Source organism: Acinetobacter sp. YZS-X1-1 (assembly GCF_000804305.1).
GTDB classification, from domain to species: domain Bacteria; phylum Pseudomonadota; class Gammaproteobacteria; order Pseudomonadales; family Moraxellaceae; genus Acinetobacter; species Acinetobacter variabilis.
Window position 1 is genome coordinate 1 of sequence record NZ_JWHB01000030.1, and the last position, 23,521, is coordinate 23,521.

Here is a 23,521-nt window from a genome sequence, read left to right on the forward strand (position 1 = left end):
CTATGATTTACATTGCTTGCATGTTTATTTGATGTAAAGCCAAATGAGGACACGCCCTAGGATGTGGGATTTTAAATTCAACTAAAAAACCTTTATGGCTTTGAGCATAATGAGACCACATAAGCATATTTAATAGATCTCTTGCGAAAGTATCGTTTTACCTAATTTTTGAATTGGCTAAAACCTTATAAAATGTAGCTTTGGGCTGTTTAAATTTTGACTAACGCAAGAAGTCTAATGGATTATTATTAAAACAAGTTACACTCAGTTTTACTTTTATAACTGTAGAGAAATGTTGATGTAGAATTTCTTTAACATCATTCGGCGCATTATTGAATTCAATAGATGCCATACAATCATATGGATCATTAAAATTATCAGGATGGGTAAACTTTAATTGAAGTTTTTTAAATAAATTTAACACTTGAAGCTTTGGATAAAAGCTTAAATGCTTATAGAGATAATAATACTGATCATCACATTTAATATTTTCAAATTGCCTTAAATAATCTGGTCTTGAGACTTCTTGCATAAGTACATGTAAAATTTTTTCTAAGTTCATAATAAAATCATTTTTTTAGTCTTGATAAATTAACACTAAAGATTAAATTATATAACTCAAATATACTTTGAAAAAAATCCCTCTTTTGAGAGGGATTTTAGAAGCAATTAAAACAAAAAGTACCGCTGCGCCATCGGCAACACTTCTGCTGGCTCACAGGTCAGATGCACACCATCGGCACGAACTTCATAAGTTTCTGGATGCACCTCCATTACAGGGCAATAACTATTATGTTTCATATCCTGTTTGGTGACCTGGCGTGTCGCCTTACATGGTGAAATCAACTTTTTCAGACCTAATTTTTCATGTACGCCATCATCAATTGCAACTTGTGAGAGGAATGTAATACAGGTGTTATGTACCCCGCGCGGATAAGCCCCAAACATTGGACGATAATGCACAGGCTGTGGCGTTGGAATAGAAGCATTAATATCACCCATTGGCGCTGCTGCAATCATCCCGCCTTTAATAATCATGGATGGTTTTACTCCAAAAAATGCAGGCTTCCACAATACCAGATCAGCTAACTTACCTTCTTCAACAGAGCCGATTTCATGGCTTAAACCGTGAGTAATTGCAGGATTAATCGTATATTTGGCGATATAACGTTTAACCCGGTTATTGTCTTTATAGGCAGTATCACCTTCCAAAGGCCCACATTGCACTTTCATTTTGTGCGCCGTTTGCCAAGTTCGTAAAATTACTTCACCCACACGGCCCATCGCCTGAGAGTCAGAAGACATCATGGCAATTGCGCCCATGTCCTGCAATATATCTTCTGCAGCAATGGTTTCGCGACGAATACGGCTTTCTGCAAAGGCCACATCTTCTGCAATCGCTGGATCTAGATGATGACAAACCATCAACATGTCCAGATGTTCATCAATGGTATTTACCGTATATGGACGGGTTGGATTGGTTGAAGATGGCAATACATTCGGTTGACCAATGGCTTTTAGAATATCAGGAGCATGTCCGCCACCTGCACCTTCAGTATGATAGGTATGAATGGTTCGGTTTTTAAAAGCTGCCAAAGTTTCTTCCAGAAAGCCACTTTCGTTTAGTGTGTCAGTATGAATAGCAACCTGCACATCGTACTGATCGGCCACAGTCAGACAGTTATCAATCGCTGCTGGTGTCGAGCCCCAATCTTCATGCAGTTTTAATCCAACTACACCAGCTTTAATTTGTTCTGCAATTGGCTCTGGCTGGCTTAAGTTGCCTTTGCCTAATAAACCAATATTCATCGGTAAATCATCAATCGCTTGCAACATAGTGGCAATATGCCAAGGTCCTGGAGTTACAGTGGTCGCAGAAGTTCCAGCTGCCGGACCCGTACCGCCACCGACCATCGTGGTTGTGCCAGACATCAGTGCCGTTTCAACTTGCTGCGGGCAGATCCAGTGAATATGGGTATCAATTCCGCCAGCTGTTAATATTTGTCCTTCACCAGCAATGACTTCAGTTGCAGCACCCAATGGAATGGTAATATTTGGCTGGATATCCGGGTTACCGGCTTTACCGATTTTCCAGATTCGGCCATTTTTTAAGCCCACATCGGCCTTTACAATACCCCACCAGTCAACAATCAGTGCATTTGTAATGACAGTGTCAGCTACTTCGGATGACAAAAGTTGTGATTGACCCATACCATCACGAATGACCTTGCCGCCACCAAATTTAACTTCTTCACCATAAGTGGTGAAATCCTGTTCGACTTCAATGAATAATTCAGTATCAGCTAGACGAACACGATCTCCTACAGTCGGTCCAAACATTTCGGCATAAGCACGACGTGACATTTTCATGATTTATAAACCTTTATAATTCTGCTGCAATTTTTATGAATCGAGCTTGCCCATGATTCGCCCGGCGAAACCGTAAACCTCACGTTTACCTGCTAATGCAACCAATTCCACATCGCGTTTTTGCCCAGGTTCAAAACGAATCGCCGTTCCCGCTGCAATATTTAAGCGAAAGCCTTTGGCTAGTTCACGATCAAACTGCAAGGCATCATTCGCTTCGGCAAAATGGAAATGTGATCCGACCTGAATCGGTCGATCACCAATATTAGCAACAGTTACCTTCAAAACTTCCCGACCGACATTCATTTCAATATCGCTCTCAGGCGTAAAAATTTCTCCTGGAATCATGTACTGCTCCTATACGATCGGTTGATGGACAGTGACTAGCTTTGATCCATCTGGAAAGGTTGCTTCAACCTGCACTTCTGCAATCATTTCCGGAATGCCTTCCATGACATCATCACGTGTCAATAAGGTCGTACCGTAATGCATTAATTCACTGACCGTCATGCCATCACGCGCACCTTCAAGCAGTGCCGCAGAAATATAGGCAATGGCTTCCGGATAGTTCAACTTTAAACCTCGGGCTTTACGACGCTCTGCCACCAGACCCGCAGTAAAAATCAGCAGTTTATCTTTTTCTGTAGGGTTGAGTTCCATAACTGGTTCCTCATTGATATATATGTATTTCTAAGCAAAATATGTGCAAGATTCGATATTTGGTGTTCTCTCCCTTTGGGAGGGAGTTAGAGGGAGGGTTTTAATAAATGTTTAATCACCTCTCCCTAACCCTCTCCTATAATGAGAGAGAATTAAAGGATTACGTCCGCCAAATTCTCGGAAATGCTTCATCCAGATCGAACCAATATCGTCTTAAACGAGCGCGAATCGCGGCAAAGCCATCATGGCATTGACGAACATCATCTCCCAGAAAACGTGCGCTAACTACATCGCCAAGCAAGGTCAAGGTAATCGGAACATCCATCCGCATAATGAGCTCACGAATCAAATCGAGATGCTGTTCCAGATAAAAATTCACGCGATATTTTTCAGGCGGTACAGCCCAGAAGCTGCCCATCACCGCATGTCCATTCATGCCTAGACACGAACTGAGCCAGCGGTCATTGCCTTTAAAATTCAAGGTATCTGCAACCAGCAATTTGTCTTTGCGCCAAAGTTGAAAACGGTTTTGATAAGCCCCCTGTGCAAACTGTTCATCTCGTGCCTGACGGCCGATCACCAGCATATCCCAACCGATAAAACTGGCTGCCGCATCTAAATGGAAGATTGTTTCGGAACTGGCATTAGCCCCATCAAATAGCATGGTTTCTTGAGGTAGCCATTCAAAAATCGCATTGTCATTTAAACGGATGTGAATATGCTGAAAAGCCTGCTTGCCATTGGTTCTGTACCATTTACCTGCGCCTGGTGTGGTCACCAAGGCATGAGCATTGGCATCTACCTGCATATCAAAAGTGAGATGATCTCCACCGGCAATCCCTGCTGGCGGATGCACGATAATGGCATGACAGATTCCGTTAGATTCAGGCCATAACATTTTCTGGATGCGTACCGGACCATGATGCTTGCGGTGCTGCAAAATGGTTCGCGTAGTCTGTTGCTGCGCCTGAAATCCCATTTCCAGACGTGCATACCATAAGTTCTGCTGTGTGCTTTTTTCTGCCAGTTCATGCATCAACAAATCAACTCAATTTCATCTGAAAATGATTTTCCAGGCATTAAGCCAGGCCAATGACAGCAACAACTGCAGCTAGACCACCAACGATCTGCTTGCCATAAGGCACATATTTTTTTACGAATGCACCCAGAGCCAAGCCTGCGCCATAAATCAAAGCCATTGCTGAAACCATGCCAACAATTAATAGGGATACATGTCCGCCTTGTCCCAATTCACTTCCATGCGCCACGCCGTGGAAGCTGGCCAATAAGATTGCAGCGACAGGCAAAACCTTATTCGATTTAGTCCACAGCGCAACAGCTAAAATGACCAATGAAGCGATGATGCCTGACTCAGCCAGTGAAGTTGAAAGCAGACCCTTGCTACCGAGTACAAAGCCTGCAACCATCGCTACTGCCAGACCGATGAGACCCGAAATTTTCCAGCGTTGATTTGCAGTCCACATCAGTACACCAAAGGCAATCGCCATCATCAGGTGATCTAAACCGGTAAAAGGATGGACAAAGCCAGACCAGAATCCACTGTGATGGTCATGTCCCGCGTGAGCCATTGCCAACATAGGTAAAGCAGCAATACCTGCAACCAGTAACTGTTTGAATAGACGCATGATGAATTTCCCCTTAAGACTTAAATAAACCTTGTTTTTCAATAAAGCTGATAATCTCGTTCAAGCCATCTTGTGTTTTCATATTAGAAAATAAAAATGGTTTATCGCCACGCATCCGCTTCGTATCCTGATCCATCACCTCCAGGCTGGCACCGACCATTGGCGCCAAATCCGTTTTATTGATAATCAGCAGATCCGACTTGGTAATACCGGGACCGCCTTTACGTGGAATTTTCTCGCCACCGGCAACATCGATCACGTATAAAGTGAGATCAGATAATTCCGGGCTAAAGGTTGCCGCAAGGTTATCGCCACCACTTTCAATAATGATCAGCTCCAGCCCATCAAACTTTTCACACAAATCATCAATCGCAGCCAAGTTAATGGACGCATCTTCACGAATCGCAGTATGTGGGCAGCCGCCTGTTTCTACACCGACAATGCGGTCAGGCGACATCGCTTCATGCCGGGTTAAAAAGTTCGAGTCTTCTTTGGTGTAGATGTCATTGGTCACCACTGCCATATTGTATTTTTCACGCAGTGCAAGACATAAATTCAGGGTTAAAGCAGTTTTACCTGATCCAACCGGACCACCAATTCCAACGCGTAATGGACTACGTTCTGACATGTTGATTTCCTTTATTACATTTTCTGGGCATCAGTTTTAATGATGCTTTTCAAATTTTTTACTGCTGTTCTAATCTGAAAACTAAGACCGGAATAAGCGTGAATACTGGGTTTCGTGCGACATACTCAACATGGCATATTGCGGTAATGCGCTGCTGATTTCATGATCGTCCAAAGCTAGTGCTGCCTGTACAGCTTCAGGAATTTCCTGATGTAATTGCCAAATAATCCGCTGCCCACTCATTTGCCCGAGTGGGATGGTTTTTACTGCTGCCAGCACCTGATTTTCCAAAACTGTAAAGCTATAAGCAGTTAATACATCTGCAAGATCTAAACCCAGTTCACCACATAAATGTGCATATACCGGCACAAACCCTAATTGCTTTTTTACGCTCGGGGACTGTTTTAAAACATCTCTAATCCATGCATTCAAGGAAAATGCCAACTGCTGAGATTCAGCCAGTAATTCTTTGGATTCTCGGCTGGCTCGATACAGTTCTGCCCAATACTGAAACTGTTCTGCATCATCAAAAGTCTCTACCAGACGCTTGAGTACTGGAAGCTCAAAACGCACCAGCAGCATTTCCAATACTTCCTGGAAGTAGCTCACACAAGAGGCTTCATCATGTACCATGCCTTTTTCAATCGCACTTTCCACCCCTTGCGAATAACAGTACGCTCCAATTGGCAATGCCGTTGAAGATAGAGTCAGCAAGCTGAGTAGCTGAGATGCATTAGTGATGGACATGATGTAAAGCCTTGATTGGGCTTAAACGGTGGTCATGCTGATGCTGTGCATAAGCACCGCTTTCTGGTTCAAATGGGTACATGACTTCCTGAACTTCAAGGCCTAAACCCTGCACCATTTCAGCCAGTACATGATCCGGTTCAAAGTACAATGCAGTAGGTGTTAACATGAGAGGAACATGACGGTTCCCTAGGTGATAGGCTGCTTTTAATAAATCAAAGCTATTGTTTGTAGTCACCTGCATCAATTTTTCAGGTTTCGCATCGACCCGAAGAATGTCACCCTGTTCAGTTGCTATAAAAGAACCACTACGCAAGATTCCAGTACGTGGTAAATCTGCACCAATATCGACACCATTTTTTAAAGTTGCACGAAAACGGCTCTTTTGTCGTGTATCGAATGTGAGTTCAAGAGACTCAAAATCACTTTCTGGTGCAATGTTTTCCAAACGTTGCGTATAAATTTTCATAACTACCCTACTGATGCTGATAAATCCTGTATTTGTTCCAAATTGAAACCAAATATTTTTTAGCATTTAAAATTTGCATCAAAATAAAGCAGTTATCGTGCCAACTTGGATTTTAGTTATTTATTCATCTCTGTTAATTTCGTTTTGTGATACCCATTGCATAAAATAAATGTTATCTCAAGGATTGAGATCAGCTTTAACAGGATTAGTTTGAAAAATTTAAATAAGGCTTTAAATTCCGTTATAGTTCAAAAATCACAAACATAAATATGACCAATAAAATGATTAAAAATTTTTCTGTTTTAGCACTTTTAATTTTTTTACTACCATTGGGACATGCCGATTTTTCAATTGAACAAGAAATTCGAGGTGGCTGTAATAAAGTCAAAGCTTATGGCTTGTTAGGCAAAAAATATTATGATCAAAAACAATATAAAAAAGCTCTTGATCAATTTCAAGATCAAGCCTCTTGGACATCTTTCTGTTTATTAAATCAAGAAGATAGTAGGATGAAACTATCTGAACAGGATGTTGTTATAGCCAATAATAATGTGGGTTTGACTTATGCCAAGTTAGGAAAACCACTTTGGGCTCGTGCCTGGTTCTTACTTAATCCAGAAGCAACATCGAGCCAGTTTAACTTAAGTAAATCACCTACGCCCAAAGCATCTCATAGTTTAAGTGGTCAGTATATTCGCAGTAATCGTTTTGGCTTCTGGGATACCATTACAGTAACGAAAAACCAAAGTTACTATGAAATTAGTTATGAAGGATTATACTTTCGTTATCGAGGATTGATTTCTGGTCCAAATATGGGCGAATTTATCACTTACATGGCTCTGGATCAGAAAAAAACAACATATAAAACTGAAGATTGTAAAATTGATTTAGCTTTTAATTTTGATAAAAAATATGGACAACAGATTCTTGTAAAACAGTCAGGCATAAGTCCTGATTGTGGTTTTGGCTAAAATGTCTCATCTGAAGGGACTTATTTAAAAGTAGAAAAATAATCATGAATAGACAATCCCTCTCCTGATCAAATCTAAAATATAAATGTTTAAATTTTTGCAAGAGAGGATTTGAGCTAGAAAAAATTAAATCGCCACCAGATCCCGAATCCCTCTTTCTGGCATTTCACTTCCAACACCCTGAGCAATCACTTGTCCACGTGCCATAACCGTATAACCATCTGCCAGTTCTTCAGCAAAGTCATAGAACTGTTCTACCAGAACAATCGCCATTTCACCGCCATCAGCCAGTTTACGAATTACCCGACCAATATCTTTAATGATAGATGGCTGAATCCCCTCAGTCGGTTCATCCAAAATGAGCACACGCGGTTCAGATGCCAATGCGCGGGCAATCGCCAGTTGTTGTTGCTGGCCACCGGATAAGTCACCACCGCGTCGATATTTCATTTCCTCTAATACCGGAAAAATCTCATAGAGATGTTCCGGTACTTTACGAGTTTTGGTTCCTTTAAATTTCGCCATGCCAATCAGAATATTTTCTTCAACAGTTAAAGTCGAAAAGATATCCCGACCTTGTGGCACATAGGCCAAACCTGCCCGAACCCGCTGTTCAGGACTCAGTTTGGCAATATCTTTGCCATCTAAAAGAATCTGACCTGATTTGATGGGCAAAATTCCCATCAGACATTTAAGTAGTGTCGTTTTACCAACGCCGTTACGACCTAGTACCACTGAGCACTCACCAACAGGCGCATTGAAAGACACATTACGTAAAATGTGACTACCGCCATAAAACTGATTTACCTCTTTAACTTCTAGCATCAGTCAGCCCCTTAACGTCCAAGATACTTTTCAATAACATCTTCATTGGCCTGTACTTCTGCCAATGTACCTTCAGCCAGAATCGCCCCTTGTGCCAGCACCGTGACTTTCTCACTAATAGTATCGATGAAGCTCATATCGTGTTCGACGACTACCAGGGTATGATTCTTTTTCAGTTCCAGACACAGTTCAGCAGTCCGTTCAGTTTCAGCATCAGTCATCCCTGCCACTGGTTCATCCAGTAAAATCAGTTTTGGACGTTGCATCAGCAGCATGCCAATTTCCAACCATTGTTTCTGGCCGTGAGATAAAAGCCCTGCAGGTTTGTGAATAAATTCCTGCAAGCGGATCTGCTGTAAGGATTCATCCAAGGCATTTTGTGCATCCGGATCGAGCTTGCTGAAAAAACTTTTTTTCACCCGTTTATCTTTAGGTGCAGCCAAGAGCAGATTTTCCATCACGGTAAAATTTTCAAACACCGTTGGTTTCTGGAATTTACGCCCGATGCCAGCTTCGGCAATTTCTTCAGTACTCATTTTCGCCAGATTATAGGTTTGGCCAAAAAATGCAGAACCTTCAGTAGGACGGGTTTTCCCAGTAATGACATCCATCAACGTAGTTTTACCCGCGCCGTTTGGTCCAATGATGCAGCGCAATTCACCTTCTTCGATATACAGCGATAAATCATTTAAGGCACGGAAAGCATCAAACCAGACACTGACTTTTTCCAGATAAAGTGCGATCCCATGGCTAAAATCTGGCCCTTGCTCTTTTGGCCGACCATAGCCTTCAGAAGCATGGCCGCCATGAGGTTGTAAAATTTCACTCATTCGCTACGCTCCTTTTTAAAACGGTCGAATAAACCAATCACACCTTTAGGCAGGAAGATGGTGACCACAATAAATAATGTCCCCAGAATTAATAACCATGCTTCTGGATACGCCACAGTAAAGTAAGTTTTAACCGCATTAATTAAACCTGCACCCAGGATCGGCCCAATCAAGGTACCGCGACCGCCAGCCGCCACCCAGACTGCCATTTCAATCGAGTTTACTGGATTCATTTCGCTTGGATTAATAATCCCGGCTTGTGGTACATACAATGCGCCAGCGATACCTGCAATCACAGCAGATAATACCCAGGCTGACAGCTTGTACCAAAGCGTACGGTAACCCAAATATTGCAGACGATTTTCACTATCACGAATTGCGCCAAGCACACGACCATAAGGTTTATTCATTAAATGGCGTAGACCAACAAAGCACAGCAATAACACCAGAGCCGTGATAAAACATAGGCTGGCACGCATCGGTGCTGAGGTAATGTCCATGCCTAAAATGGTTTTGAAACCGGTAAATCCGTTATTCCCGCCAAAGCCTGTTTCATTACGGAAGAATAAAAGCGCTGCCGCAAAGGTCATTGCCTGAGTAATAATCGAAAAGTAAACGCCTTTGATTTTGGAGCGGAAAGCAAAGAAGCCGAAAATAAAAGCAATCAGTCCTGGTATCAGAACCACAAGTATCATGGCCCACCAGAAATGATTAGTTCCCACCCAAAACCAGGGTAACTCAGTCCAGCTCAGAAAACGCATAAAGTCAGGCAAACCATCACCTGCTGATTGACGCATTAGATACATCCCAAAGGCATAACCACCCAAGGCAAAGTACAGGCCATGACCTAAACTTAAAATACCGGCATAGCCCCAGACCAGATCAAGTGCTAAAGCCACCAATGCCAAGCACATGATCTTGCCGATCAAAGTGACCCAATAAGCAGACAGATGCAGGCTTGAATCTGCTGGCAATAAATGCAGCCATGGCAAGGCCAGTAAAATAACAAAACAGATCGCAATTGCGAGTGTGCTATAAGGTTTATCTGAAAGTAATGATGTGATTTTCATAGGCTTACTCCACAAAGCGTCCTTTAATGGCAAACAAACCTTGTGGACGTTTCTGAATAAACAAAATCACAAGAACCAAGAGAATAATTTTCGCCAATACTGCACCCATACCAATTTCCAGTACGGTACCACTGACACCTAGTCCCAAAGCGGCAAGAACTGCACCCCAGACTTGACCAACCCCACCAACAACAACCACAAGGAAAGCATCAATAATATAGTTCTGGCCCAAATCTGGCCCCACATTACCCACTTGCGCCAAGGCACAACCGGCAAGACCGGCAAGACCTGAACCTAGACCAAATGCCATCATGTCAATTCGGCTGGATCGTATACCGACAGCACGAGCCATTTGACGATTTTGCGTTACGGCACGGACAAATAAACCAAAACGGGTTTTATTGAGTAGATAAACCAGCAACAGTAAGACAGCAATAGTAAAGACAATAATTGCGATACGGTTATAAGGTAGCATCAGGCTTGGAGTAATCGAGATCCCGCCTGAAAGCCATGAAATATTGGACACTTCGACATTTTGTGCCCCAAAGATCATCCGCACCACTTGCATCAGGATCAGGCTCACGCCAAAGGTGGCCAATAAGGTTTCCAGTTGACGGCCATATAAAGGACGAATCACGGTACGTTCGATCAGCATGCCAATCACTGCACTGACAATGAATGCCGCAGGAATCGCTGCGATCAGATACCAATCTACCAAACCACTAAAATGGGATTTAAAGAAACTTTGCACTACATAAGTGGTATACGCCCCGATCATGATCAGCTCGCCATGTGCCATATTAATGACGCCAAGCAAACCATATGTAATGGCTAATCCTAAAGCCGCAAGCAATAAAATACTGGCAGTACTTAAACCGGAAAATACATGTCCAGTCCATTCACTGGCCTGAATTCGGGTTTTGATACTACTTCTGGCATCGACCAGCGCTGCTTTTAAATCCGGATGCAGATTTGGCTGAGTCAGTTCATTTTCAACCAGTACAAGAACATCTGGTCTATTGGAGTCTTTTAAAACTTTTGCCGCTTCTATTTTGGTTAGCACATCTTCAGACTGATAATCCAGACGTGCTTTTAACTGGGCAAAACGTGATTTAACCGTATTATTTTTTTCATTTAAATACATCTGATTGATGGCTTGAGCATCAAGTTCAGACAAGTTGTTTTCCAGAATATCAATCGCCTCAAGTCGCTGAGAGGCTTCGTCTGAATTTAATTTCTTTTTTGCTAAACCGAAGGTCAGTGCTTTATGTAAGGTATTTACCAACGTAATTTGCGTTACATCAGATGGCCAGGTTTCAACGGCTTTTTTATCCGGATAGCTGACCAATTTGTCTTCTGCTTCCAGAATATAAGTATTGCCTGCACTGTCAGTATAAAGCTGATCTTTTTCAACAAATTCTGCCAGCTGATCAAGTTGTTCAACACTGGCTGGCCACTGATTTAATAATGCACGACGAGTGGCAAAGTCCCCACGAACAAACTGCTGAATGGCATCAAGTGACTGTTGAGATGATTGCGATACGGTTGTTTCGCTAGATTGAGTTTCCGCATGCACAATATTTAGACAAAAACACTGACTCAAAATTAAAAAAATGGCCGCGAGATTTAGGCGAGTGGACATGAGTGCCCTCCCTATTTATATATTTAACGCTATCCCTTCTGGGAAATGAAAAACAAGAAAGGCCTACTGCCGAAGCAGCAGGCTTCGGAGAAAATTATTTAGGAATGTATGGGCTCCATGGCTCAGCAGCAATGGTTTTCGGTGTCTTATAAACCACATCAAACTGACCATCGCCACGAATCTGACCAATCATCACCGGTTTATGTAAATGATGGTTGTTAGCATCCATTTGTAACTGATAACCAGATGGTGCATCAAAGGTCTGACCTGCCATTGCTTCACGAACTTTATCTACCTCAGTAGAACCGGCTTTTTCTACCGCCTGTTTCCACATATTGATACCGACATAAGTCGCTTCCATCGGGTCATTGGTCACAAACTTGTCTGCATTTGGCAGTTTGTATTCCACGGCATACTGTTTCATCTTACCGCTGAATTCGGTATTTTTAGGATTTTTCACGGACATGAAGTAGTTCCATGCCGCTAAATGACCGACCAATGGCTTGGTATCAATACCGCGAAGCTCTTCTTCACCTACAGAGAATGCCATAACCGGAATATCAGAAGCTTTAATGCCCTGGTTACCCAATTCACGATAGAACGGTACGTTTGAATCGCCGTTGATGGTTGAGATCACCGCAGTCTTTTTACCTGCAGCAAATTTTTTCACATTGCCCACAATGGTTTGATAGTTACTATGACCAAATGGTGTGTACTCTTCCATGATGTCAGCATCAGCAACGCCTTTAGATTTCAGGAAAGCACGGAGAATTTTGTTGGTGGTACGTGGGTAAACATAGTCGGTACCTAGTAAGACAAAGCGTTCTGCTTTACCACCTTCTTCACTCATCAAATACTCAACAGCTGGAATTGCTTGCTGGTTAGGTGCAGCACCAGTGTAGAAAATATTTTTAGACTGTTCCTGACCTTCGTATTGGACTGGATAGAACAGTAAGCCGTTTAACTCTTCAACCACTGGCAATACCGATTTACGCGATACTGAAGTCCAGCAACCAAAGATAACAGCAACTTTATCCTGAGTGATGAGCTGACGTGCTTTTTCAGCAAATAGTGGCCAGTCAGATGCTGGATCAACGATAACCGGTTCAAGCTTTTTACCTAAGACACCCCCATTGGCATTGATTTCATTAATCGCCATCATTGCTGTATCTTTTAATGAAGTTTCAGAAATGGCCATCGTGCCAGATAAAGAATGCAAAATACCAACTTTAATCGTTTCCCCACTAGTTGCAGCTGCTTCCGGCTCAGAGGTAGCAGCCGTTTTATCTTCAGGCGACTTCGAACAACCTGTTAAAGTCAGTGTCCCCAACATCGCAGCAACAATTAAATTTTTAGAAAACTTTTTTTGTTCGACTTTCATTTACTTCTCTCCAACCCTAGTTAGGCTTTTTTAGAAAATTTGAGAGAAGCTATTCAAATACTGTGCCACTTTTAATTTATAATTTTAAACCACTGAATTTCATTATGATTATCTACTTCGAATAAAAATAGAGATTAAATTTTGCACCAATAAATACATGTTGCCCTAAAATAGAAAATAAAGTCTGAGGCTGAAAATCAATTAATTAGACTATAAAACCTCAAAAAAGTGCAGACTTTTCAAACTTAAATTTCAATAATGCTTATTAATGATGCGTTTTCTAACCTTGAGTTCATTTCTAAATTTTAAAACTCCATATTGTTTCTTTTTTAAGCATAACTTTTTGGGTTACTCTAAAAATCCGTTCATATTTTTAAATTTTTTGACTACTCACTCTCCTTATTAAAGCACCTCAAACTCAATTCTGCGATTTTTTTTACGCCCTTCGGAAGTTGTGTTATCAGCAACTGGTTTATTCGAACCAAGGCCTTCAGTGCTTAAAGATTCAGCCGGAATATTCTTATGAATTAGATAAGTTTTAACCGCATCTGCACGTTGCTGACTCAAGATGATATTTTTATCAGCATCTCCAGAACTGTCTGTATGCCCTAAAATCTTGACCTTTTTTCCACGCACACGTTTCAATACAACTGCCATCTCATCTAAAATCTGCACCCCTGATGTCGCTAAAATTGCACTACCAGATTCAAATTCAATAATACGATTTTTTAATGCAGCATCAATAATCTGCTGTTCTGCCTGATTCAGTGAAAACTGGGTATTTAAGCGAAAATTTACTGGTATCAAACCTTGAAGTTTAACTTGAGTTGTTTGTAAATCTTCAGAGTTGGACAATTTTCCTGTCAGCTTAATCTCTGTTCCTTTTACCGTTAAATTGCCCTGTTTCACCTTTTTAAGATCATCATTAATCACTTTCGTTACTGTATTTATCCAGTCACTCGGTGTTGTAACCTGGCGAACCTGAATCTGATCCACCACATTTTGCTGTCCATAGATGCTATAAGCTTTAGCCAAAATCTCAGCCTTTATTTTTTCATTTGGCACTGCCCCTTCAATCACAATCGGTTGAGCAAAAATCATAAAGCTTGTACTTAGCCCTAAGACACTTATTAGTATTTTTATTGGGTCGATATAGTTCTTTTTTTTCATCTTATTCTTCAATAAATGTTTGTTTAAAAATTTGAATAATATTAGTCAGGCTCATCCGTTGCTGATTCAGTATTTGTTCTAGCACTGCCAGTCCCGCATTTTGTTCTAAATAAGGATCAATCCAATCCGCGTGCACCAAGGACACCCAATGCTGACTCTGCATATTTTGATTAAAAATATCACCTAAAGCTATACTATCAGTACCTTGGAAGCCACATAATAAAACCGGTTGATCTGCATGCAACAATCCAATAAATAAATGACTAGACTGTTTCTGTATAAACAGGCTAATCAGATTGATCCAGAATGCAGCGATTTCATAGCAATAGGGCACGTTATGAATAGGTAAAATCAGAATTTTATTTAACCGGTCTGTACCCTGCTGAATAATGGGTTGCAGTAATAATCCGAGTGCAATCAGTGTTTGTACCAGTTCATATACTGTACCCCCCATGAGCCTAGCCAGCGAATTCAATGTCTGCGTATCATAAAAATGCTGAACATCTTCAGCACTATATACCGAACTTTGATCTGATAATTTACTTAATTTATCCAATAAAATATCTGGACTCTGAATCGAGCGTATCACCAGATTACGCTGATAAAGCTCGATCAGCATCGGTTTAAACCGGTAATGTAAATACATCAGGTTTTCATGAGGCTGATCCGTTTCAATAACTTGTCCTAAAACCATTGGAAAATGACGGCCTGAATAATCTTCACTGCTGATCAGGTTTGCCACCAAAAACTGACCTACCTGAAGATTGACTAGGAAAAAATCTAAAGATGGCAATTTGATATAATACTGCTTGAAATTGTTAGACTGCATCGCATATTCAAGCGCTTTACTGATCCAACGGTCTATAGATTGAATCAGCCCATGCTGGCCTTGGGATTTTAAGAAGTCACCATGAGCTGGGCATTTTCCATAATAAAAAGGCTGGGTCGATAGTTTATACATCGCCACTCACCTCAAAATTCTGCTCCCATAAATTGATCCACATCATGGTGCAGTTGCCTCTAACTTTTGCTGGCTAGTTGCCATCGTTAAAGATGACGTTAACTGACCATTGTTAGTTGCCGACTGTGCAGCAACCACTCGAACCGCCTTGTTTGACATGACCTGATCAACCAGCTGTAAATTGTGATACCCCGCACCTCCTGCAATCGAACTAGAAGTATCTCCACTGACCAGACGGAAATTAACTTTTACTGCTAGGTTCGGCTGCGCTTTGCTCTGCCAAACCATTTCAAAAATATTCCCTTTTTGCTGCCGCTGCGCTGAATCAATTAACCGATTAATCCCATATTCACCTGGCTCATCAAAAATGGTATGGGTCTTCCCTTCAAGATCGACTACGCTAATCCGTGCACCTGGAATTGTTCCGGGATTTGGCCAGATAAAATTCACCCATTGTTGAATGCCGTTTTCAAACTGCATACGCTGTCCATCAATCTCAATGTTATAGGACAATACATTCGGATTTTCCAAAGGATAGAACTGGAAATTTGACTGATTTGAAGAGATTGCTCTATTCGAACTTTGGTTTAATTCACCTGTAGCGACCCCATGTACAGGTGCAACATAATTTTGAAAATTTGACACAAAAGCAGGATTCAAACCGACACCTAAATCCTGCCAGGTTTTAGAAGTCAGCTGATAGCCACGACGAATTACTAAAGGATCCAGATATTCTTTTACAAAGCGGGCAATACTGCCATTTTCACCAAAAATCTGGTTAATCTCGGCCGTTGTTGCTTGCAAGCTGGCTTGGCTGCTAAAAGGGTATTTATGTGCAAGACTACTGCTAAATGGCTGATAAGCGTGAATCTGCCATAACTTATTGATTTCAGCCTGTGCTGGTGGAATCAGACTCGAAAAGGCCTGTGTCAGTGGTGCGACTAAAATCTTTTGTAGGATTTGCTGATCGAGTTCCTGGCTTCCTGCCGACATTTTTTCAGTGACAAATTTCTGGCTTAAATTAAAGGTAGAATTCTGCTCATGAATCGTTTGTCGTAGTATAGCCATACTTGCTGGACCAATATCACCAGAACTTTTCAGGTCATTGAACTGGCTACGCATCTTGCCCAGTAACGCAAGATATTCATCTAGTAATGATTTATTTTGCAGGTCATCTCGCTGGCGGACAATTTGGTATAGCACCTGAAAATCTTGGGCAATTATGCCTTGAGACAAATGAGTAGCTGCATTTTGTGCCAGATTTTTCTCATCATGTCTTAAAATTTTTCGTTTAAACCAGGCCATGAAACCTTTTTGTGGCGTCGCTAATTCCGCTTGAACCATTGGATTATCCCAACTGGTTTCTTTGGCAACACGTTGCAATAAGATTCGGATTAGAGAATGTTCTGTTTCTCCCAGAATATCCATTTGGCGGATTTGCTGGTTCATGTCTGCTGCTTTAGCATAATGAATACCATTCAGGAACTTACGCCATTCGGCAATATATTCTTTTTTATACATCTCTGTGAGCTGTTTACGGATTTGATCCGGACTGCCACTAAAACTGAGATCATCAGATTTTGAGACATTCAGTACCCAGTCTTTACTCTCGGTCGGATTTTGTGCCGCCTTTTCAATTGCAGGTTGTACATACTCGTTCCAGGCTTGATAGCTAAAAAAACCGGGTATGGCATAACTACCTAACATCGTGGATTGAGTATCTTGTTCTAGGATCTGTTTCAATGTCAAAGTGGGGTAACGCACAGAAGCACGCATTTTTATCTCGTTATAGACGCGATCTCGTGCCGAAACGCCTGTTGTAATCGCGGTTAAAATCTGACGGCTTTGCTCGACCAACACCACATCAGAATCTAATTGAGGGAAATGCTGGCGATTGGTTAAGGTCATGACATAACTTAATAGCTCTTCAGCTTTCTGAATCATCTCGGCACGAGACATCTCACCACGATGAGTGTCCAACCAGGAACGCCAGAAACGGGTGACCTGATCACTCAGATGTCCCGCTTCGATATACTGCCGATTACTCAGCATCAAGTAAGTTTTCAAGGCATTATAAGCATCTTGCGGATTCTGCTCAGACGGTTCTGATATCACTTGTTGCACTTGAACATTCTGCTGTACAGGTACATTGATATAATTGGCTTTCAGATGAGCTTCATTTAATTTGAGCTGTTGTAAGTATTGAGCAATATTTTGTTGTGTGGGTTGCAATACCAACAGCTCTATTCCTTTTAAATATTCAGTTTCGAGCTGTTCCCGAATTTGATCACCTTGATAGAGTCCAAAACTGTATTTGAATGGAAGCTGCTGTTCATATTGATCCAATTGTTGTAAATGATCTTGCAAAATCAATAAAGCATCCAATTGGGTCGAGAGTTCATGACCAGATTGCTGTTGCAGCTGCACAACTTTATTTAAATCATTCTGGATTTCGCTCATTAGTTGCTGGTTATTACGATATGACCAGATCCATAAACTGAGTACAATCGCAACTGTCAGCAGAGTGCCTATAAACCCGATAAAACGCTGACGTTTACGCAGCGGGTTAATCTGTTGTTTAACCAGATTTTTATCTTTTAAAATCACTTCTGAAAACAGATTTTTTAGAAAATATCCATGATCTTGAGATATCGATCGTGTAGGTAGACCAAATTCAGCATCTTCACTTCGAATCAGGTGAAAATCTTCAGCAATCTGTTCGGTTTTTGGGCTTTCAATTGTTCCTTCCTGCAGGGCACTAGTAAAGTAAAAGCCACGAAATACTGGTTTAAACTGGTAAGGATTTTCCTGAAATAGGGCTGAAATAAAGGTTCTTAATACCGGTTTTAAACTTTTAAACTCAAGCGGAAAAGTCATCACACTTGGTGAAATATATTGAGAATGACGACGAGACAAATGGGTATGACTGACATTTTTTAGACCGTCATATAAAATATTATAATGCTTTTCAAAGAGCTGAACCGCATTCTCACTGGACTGAGGATCGTAGGCTAAGGTAGCACCCCAGGTCTGATTGAACTCATGCTCGCTATAACAATCAAAAAATTCAGTAAAGCCAGCAATCAGATCCATTTTAGAAAAGATCAGATACACGGGTGTCACAACTTCTAAACGTTCAGTCAAGTCCTGAATCCGGGCACGCAATTTTTTTGCTAGTTGAATTGATTTATCTGGGCTCTGGCTCACCAGCTCAGCAATACTGACAATGACAATTAGCCCATTAATTGGTGCTTTGGAACGACTCTTTTTTAGAATATTGAGAAAACCTAGCCATTCGGAATGATCTTCGCTATATACTGAATAACGTCCGGCTGTATCCAGTAAAACACCGTCTGTAGAGAGAAACCAGTCACAGTTTCGTGTACCACTTAAACCAGCAGACACCGTTTTACGATGGGTTTCTTCAAACGGGAAATTTAATCCAGAATGATAAATCGCTGAACTTTTTCCTGCTGCCGGATTGCCAATGACCATATACCAAGGCAATTCATAAAGGGCTGCATTGCCTTTACGATCCCCCAATTTAGATTTTCGGAGAAGTTGGATTGACTGCTTCATTTGCTGATTAATCAGTTGCAGTTCTTCCTTATTTTTATATTTATTTTCTGCTTCAGCATTTTTAGACATGGCCTCAGCTAGCGCCTTACCCTTTTTGCCATGGCGATAACGTTGAATCAGCTCATAAATTCCCCAGCCAACCAGAACAGCAATATAAATAGCTGCCAGACTCCAGAAGATCCGATCAGATACCGTATTCTTCATTGAAATCAGAACAACTAAGAAAGATAGGGCCATGATCACTTTAGGATGAGTGACATATTGCCAGACATAACCTAGGATCGTATAAATTAATGTATTCACTATAATCTCTAATTATTCTATATTTTTAGTTATTTATGCGACTAAAGCTGTTGCTTCAATTTTTTCTAAATCTTTATTTTCACAACAAATATATATGTTTTCTTGTTCCAAGCTATAGGTTATCGTTATGATATTGTCCCGCATTTGTGTCACTAGCATCATCCCAAAAATATGTCCTAAACATTGCGTATTTCCTATAAAAGATTGAATATAAATAAAAAATTCAGGATGAACTCCAATTGGAATAAAAGTTTGCTGCAATTGATGAAGGTTTTTGGATTTTTTTGTTTCATCTAAGAGCAATACAAAGGCCTGTTCTTTTTCGATCTGGCCAGTTAAATCTAGCTGCTGCTCAATAAAATAAATTTTTAATTCTTTGATCTGAGTGCTTATTTTTATTTTTTGTAATACAGGAACTACCTCAAGAACGACCTGTTCAGCAGTTAAGCACCAACTGGCTGCATATTCTGAAGCAATATATTGCTCATTTTGCCAAAGTTGTTCATCTAGCCAGTCCTGATCGATTTCAGAATCCACCATAATAATTAGGTTTGCTTGTTCAGGCTGCTGCGCGATCTCTTGTAAAAGTTCAATATAAGAAGCATAAGCCTTTGGTTGGCTGAAATAATAGAATTCAATATGCAGATGATCTGCCCGGAATGAGTAATCATCTTCTAACTGCTGTAAAAGTTGAGTTTGAAAAACCTGATCATCCCAAGTGTGAATCAGATTTTCTGCTAATAAGATATAAACATTGAGACGATTTAAACGTACTACAGTTTCTATCTCTTTCTGAGTAATCTCCTCTTCCTCTTCCTCTTCGACATTTTCAGGAAGATTTTCTGGATCCCATCCGCGATGCATACGGTATTGGTAGGCAAAGTCACTCTCATAAAAAAGTGCAGAACGTTTTAACTGCTGGGAAATCCCTTGCAAGCTATGTTCATGCTGCTGTAGTTGCTGCCAAATTAACTGCTGTATTCGCCGTTCACGTGTAGTCAAAATTAAAGATTGATCTTCATCATCATTTTGAGTTTTTTTCAGCCACTGATCGAGTGCTGTAATACGATAAGATAAAAGTGGCAAGCCATAATTATTGCTCAGTTGGAAATCCAGTTCAGGGCTTCTAAACTGCTGCATAAACTGTATGATTTCTTCATTTTCTCCAAAACAATGCCAAGCAGCGCTGGATAAAATGTTCAAAGTGTAATGCTGGGCTGTTTGCTTAGCTAAATTCACAGCTTGTTTTTCTTTTTGCTGTATTAAAATAAATAATTCCTGATCTTTTTGTTGCTGCAGTTTTTTGTTGCGGAAATATTGAATAGTTTTATAAATAAAATAAGGGCTTAGAATTAGTAGACAAAGTGAAATTGGTAACAAGATAAAAGACCAGATCAGATCCATTTGGGATGGATCATAGTTGCTATCTCGCCAGTAATAGATCACTAAAGTGCCAATTAAAATAGTAAGGACCAGAAAAGCAGAAATGATAAATTTGATCATGCCATGCTCCCCTTTAAGCAATAACACGTTTCATTATTATGTTCATCCTGTTTAGGCAGGATGAAGGCCCCTTGACCCAATGTCATTGAACTGTCTTTACCAAGCTCTATAGATAAAAGATCTTGTTTATCCAGAATCAGTCGAATATCGACTTGCATAGTCGGACTGCACCAAGTATTGATAATTTTTTGTAATTTAAGGCTATATTTCCCTTGGGCTAAGAAATTTAGATAATCCTTCCGGCGTAAAGGACCAATTATAATTTCAATTTTTTCATCTATTTGAGTAATATTTTCACCACAAAAGCTATTTATGCCGAGTACAACTGGTCGAGCTTCACTCAAAGGACTTTTCTGCTGATCATCTAAATGGAATTGCTCTGGCATCAGCTGCTTGATTTCAAAATCAAATTGAAAAATACAGGACAGAATGGTTTTCAAAGCATATTCACTATTATTTTGTCCCTGCATCAAGCCTGCAAATTCAGCAAAATAATCATCTATGTACTGTTGGTCTTGTTGCTCTTCCACATAACCATTCAAGGCATGTAAAATTTTTAAGTAGTGATTATCCTGTTCAATTTCATACCGCACAGGCAGGTTGTAGTTCAGGCAGGCATCTATATATTGCACAGTGAGTTTGTTATTAAACAGCCCTAAAAAATACAGACTTTGTTCATGCTGTTGGCGTGCTGCATGTCTGACTTTATGGGTGTAGGTATAAGGTAATACCCCTTGAATCCCTGTCAGCCCCACCATTAGATTAGTGATTTGTACCCGTTCATCGTCGAGCTGAAGTGATTCAATTTCAGATACTGGAAAATTCAAATTCAATGAACTTAAGAAATAAAAAGTATTATTCCATTTTTGTTGATTTTGCTGCTGAGGATCATGTCGTAGTAACCGCGTTGCCTGAACCAGTTCAAATGCAGTCGGTCGCTGATAGAGCTGATCAATTACAGAAGTCTCTTGCCACCAACGTTCTGCACGCATTGGTATAACTCCTGTTTTGATTCTGAGTCCAGCACAGTCATCTCCACATAACTATTCATCTGAACTTTTAAATTAAAAATATGATTTAGAATCTGGGCAAAAATATAAATACTTGTACCCCGAAAAACTTGGGTATCTAGCTGGATCTCGACTTTAACCCCTCGAACAAACAGTGGAAATGGATGATGATCAATCAGCTGTTGTCCCAAGGAAAACTCAATCGCCTGAATTGAATTAATAATGTGCTGATTTTCTTTCGTTTGCGGTAAGTTATAAAGCTCAAACAGCTCTTTCATATGACTAACTGAATCCCCTTTCATCAGAGACAAATTATTCAAAGACAGATGAGAAATGATTCGCCATTGTTCTAGCTGTTTTTGCTGAAAACGATAAGGTAAGTTCGGCCGTTTTAATAATTTACCTTTCCGTACCAGATGATTTTCATTGAGAGATAAACTGTTTTGATCCTGATGATAACTTTGATAAGGCAGATCCCTATTAGTACATAGTAAACGTACACTAATAAAATCAGAAGTTGTCGTTCCCGGTTTTAAATTCTTGGAAATAATCGAGTATTTAAAATCAATACTGTTATTTTTATTCGCTGCTGGTAAAAGCTGATAGAAAAACTGTTGGTTCTCCTGATGAGAATGACTCATGGCAAAAAATGGCAATACTTTATAAATCAGTTGATTTTTGTCACTTTTTCTCTTAAGAGATTCATCTCAGTAATGCCGTAAACCTGAAAATATTCAGGATGATGAGCATCACTGATTAAAGGATATTCGAGTTGTTGATGATCAATTTTTTGAGGTTCAGCCTGTTTTTCAAACAAATTGACGATTGGTGTGCTAAACAGCTTGAAGTTTGCACTATTTAACTCTGCATAATTTCGGATGACCGCTTGATCATTCAGGTCTATCTTAAAATGAATCTGCAATTCGAAATCTGTAATATCTTCCATCACAGATTTTAAAAAATTTAAATTGAGATTTAAAAAATTAAATTTTTCTGGAAAACAGAAATATTCAGTCAGCAGACGATAAGCTTGATGTGTATGTTGATCAATCGGAAGAATACTTTCCTTCTCAGTAAAACCCATCACTTCAAATGGACGAGCAATATCAACTTCGTGATTCTGATATTTTAAAGAAAAATGGGTGTCAGACTTAAAAATCGTATCGAGAACCTGTAAGGGAAAATTAGAAATCGCATCCAGATATAAAGACAATTTTTGTCGGGCTAATAGTTCAAGTTGCTGATTAAATATTTCAAATTTTATAATAAGTGTGGCATTACGATTCAAATGAATATAGGCAGAAGGATGCGTTTTAAAGCTCACTTCTTTCAACTGAATTGGTAATAAAGTGACATCATTCACGGTATGGTATTCACACTGGACACCACGAATACTGCGCGCCTTTAAGACTGTATTTTTCGGAATTATATAGTCTTCTTTTAAGTTCTTTGTCTTATTGCTATCTTCGAAGCTGACGAGTGAACAGGCAGGAAAAGTTTTTAGATATTGTGGAAACATCACCTCAAAAATTGAGCGTGTAAAGATTTCATAACTGTCAGTCAGCTTTTTATCAATACGTGCGGAAATCAGCGAAAATGCCTGTATCAGCCGTTCAATATGTGGATCATCAATATGTTCTTGATTTAAAGATAAGCGTTGCGCAATTTTAGGATATTTAGTAGCAAACTCTCGTGATTGCTGGCTAAACTCCTGTAACTGCTTTTCATAATATGGTAGTAAATCTTCAATCACATGCAG

Annotated in this window: 20 protein-coding genes and 1 pseudogene; 1 reads left to right on the forward strand and 20 read right to left on the reverse strand. The window is 40.3% G+C overall.

Features of this window, described 5'->3' with window-relative positions; genetic code table 11:
- Positions 1 to 220: 220 nt before the first annotated feature.
- The 9 genes from RJ01_RS15655 to ureE form a co-directional block, all read right to left on the reverse strand.
- Complete coding sequence (locus RJ01_RS15655) at positions 221 to 562, reverse strand: hypothetical protein (RefSeq protein WP_052209102.1); 342 nt, start codon at positions 560 to 562, stop codon at positions 221 to 223.
- 107 nt (positions 563 to 669) lie between these two features.
- Positions 670 to 2,370 carry an urease subunit alpha gene (gene ureC / locus RJ01_RS13315; protein WP_034171441.1) on the reverse strand — a complete coding sequence of 567 codons (1,701 nt, stop codon included), beginning with the start codon at positions 2,368 to 2,370 and terminating at the stop codon, positions 670 to 672.
- A gap of 33 nt (positions 2,371 to 2,403) precedes the next feature.
- Positions 2,404 to 2,715, reverse strand: a complete 312-nt coding sequence (locus RJ01_RS13320; RefSeq protein ID WP_005235571.1) for an urease subunit beta — start codon at positions 2,713 to 2,715, stop codon at positions 2,404 to 2,406.
- A 9-nt stretch (positions 2,716 to 2,724) separates the two neighbouring features.
- Positions 2,725 to 3,027 (reverse strand): urease subunit gamma, encoded by a 303-nt coding sequence (ureA, locus tag RJ01_RS13325; RefSeq protein WP_004785859.1) that lies wholly within the window; start codon positions 3,025 to 3,027, stop codon positions 2,725 to 2,727.
- A gap of 160 nt (positions 3,028 to 3,187) precedes the next feature.
- Positions 3,188 to 4,063: an urease accessory protein UreD gene (locus RJ01_RS13330; protein WP_034171442.1), complete on the reverse strand. Its 876-nt coding sequence runs from the start codon at positions 4,061 to 4,063 to the stop codon at positions 3,188 to 3,190.
- Positions 4,064 to 4,106: 43 nt separating this feature from the next.
- Positions 4,107 to 4,673 (reverse strand): HupE/UreJ family protein, encoded by a 567-nt coding sequence (locus RJ01_RS13335; RefSeq protein ID WP_034171443.1) that lies wholly within the window; start codon positions 4,671 to 4,673, stop codon positions 4,107 to 4,109.
- A gap of 13 nt (positions 4,674 to 4,686) precedes the next feature.
- Positions 4,687 to 5,301, reverse strand: coding sequence for an urease accessory protein UreG (ureG, locus tag RJ01_RS13340; RefSeq protein WP_034171444.1), 615 nt, complete (start codon positions 5,299 to 5,301; stop codon positions 4,687 to 4,689).
- An 81-nt stretch (positions 5,302 to 5,382) separates the two neighbouring features.
- Positions 5,383 to 6,048 (reverse strand): urease accessory protein UreF, encoded by a 666-nt coding sequence (locus tag RJ01_RS13345; protein WP_004785865.1) that lies wholly within the window; start codon positions 6,046 to 6,048, stop codon positions 5,383 to 5,385.
- Positions 6,035 to 6,517, reverse strand: a complete 483-nt coding sequence (ureE, locus tag RJ01_RS13350; RefSeq protein ID WP_034171445.1) for an urease accessory protein UreE — start codon at positions 6,515 to 6,517, stop codon at positions 6,035 to 6,037. Before ureE ends, RJ01_RS13345 begins: the two co-directional genes overlap by 14 nt.
- A gap of 269 nt (positions 6,518 to 6,786) precedes the next feature.
- Here ureE and RJ01_RS13355 point away from each other — a divergent pair, with 269 nt between their 5' ends.
- Positions 6,787 to 7,488, forward strand: coding sequence for a hypothetical protein (locus RJ01_RS13355; protein ID WP_052209103.1), 702 nt, complete (start codon positions 6,787 to 6,789; stop codon positions 7,486 to 7,488).
- Between the two features lie 126 nt (positions 7,489 to 7,614).
- Here the strand turns inward: RJ01_RS13355 and urtE are convergent, their stop codons facing one another.
- The 11 genes and pseudogenes from urtE to tssF form a co-directional block, all read right to left on the reverse strand.
- A complete protein-coding gene (gene urtE / locus RJ01_RS13360; RefSeq protein WP_034171446.1) occupies positions 7,615 to 8,313 on the reverse strand; it encodes an urea ABC transporter ATP-binding subunit UrtE in 699 nt (232 codons plus the stop codon).
- Positions 8,314 to 8,324: 11 nt separating this feature from the next.
- The gene (urtD, locus tag RJ01_RS13365) at positions 8,325 to 9,143 is read right to left on the reverse strand and encodes an urea ABC transporter ATP-binding protein UrtD (protein ID WP_034171447.1); all 819 of its coding nucleotides are present in this window, start codon (positions 9,141 to 9,143) and stop codon (positions 8,325 to 8,327) included.
- The gene (gene urtC / locus RJ01_RS13370) at positions 9,140 to 10,213 is read right to left on the reverse strand and encodes an urea ABC transporter permease subunit UrtC (protein ID WP_034171448.1); all 1,074 of its coding nucleotides are present in this window, start codon (positions 10,211 to 10,213) and stop codon (positions 9,140 to 9,142) included. Before urtC ends, urtD begins: the two co-directional genes overlap by 4 nt.
- A gap of 4 nt (positions 10,214 to 10,217) precedes the next feature.
- Entirely contained in the window at positions 10,218 to 11,855 is a 1,638-nt protein-coding gene (gene urtB / locus RJ01_RS13375; protein ID WP_034171449.1) for an urea ABC transporter permease subunit UrtB, read from the reverse strand.
- Between the two features lie 94 nt (positions 11,856 to 11,949).
- Entirely contained in the window at positions 11,950 to 13,188 is a 1,239-nt protein-coding gene (gene urtA / locus RJ01_RS13380) for an urea ABC transporter substrate-binding protein (RefSeq protein ID WP_376738170.1), read from the reverse strand.
- A 450-nt stretch (positions 13,189 to 13,638) separates the two neighbouring features.
- A complete protein-coding gene (locus RJ01_RS13385) occupies positions 13,639 to 14,406 on the reverse strand; it encodes an OmpA family protein (protein WP_034171451.1) in 768 nt (255 codons plus the stop codon).
- Position 14,407: 1 nt separating this feature from the next.
- Positions 14,408 to 15,367, reverse strand: coding sequence for a type VI secretion system-associated protein TagF (tagF, locus tag RJ01_RS13390; protein WP_034171452.1), 960 nt, complete (start codon positions 15,365 to 15,367; stop codon positions 14,408 to 14,410).
- Between the two features lie 42 nt (positions 15,368 to 15,409).
- Complete coding sequence (gene tssM / locus RJ01_RS13395) at positions 15,410 to 19,249, reverse strand: type VI secretion system membrane subunit TssM (RefSeq protein ID WP_034171453.1); 3,840 nt, start codon at positions 19,247 to 19,249, stop codon at positions 15,410 to 15,412.
- A gap of 33 nt (positions 19,250 to 19,282) precedes the next feature.
- The gene (locus RJ01_RS13400; RefSeq protein ID WP_034171454.1) at positions 19,283 to 20,752 is read right to left on the reverse strand and encodes a hypothetical protein; all 1,470 of its coding nucleotides are present in this window, start codon (positions 20,750 to 20,752) and stop codon (positions 19,283 to 19,285) included.
- Entirely contained in the window at positions 20,749 to 21,744 is a 996-nt protein-coding gene (gene tssG, locus RJ01_RS13405) for a type VI secretion system baseplate subunit TssG (protein ID WP_034171455.1), read from the reverse strand. Before tssG ends, RJ01_RS13400 begins: the two co-directional genes overlap by 4 nt.
- Positions 21,708 to 23,515, reverse strand: a pseudogene (gene tssF, locus RJ01_RS13410) (type VI secretion system baseplate subunit TssF). The gene tssG and the pseudogene tssF overlap by 37 nt, the downstream one beginning before the upstream one ends.
- Positions 23,516 to 23,521 lie beyond the last annotated feature (6 nt).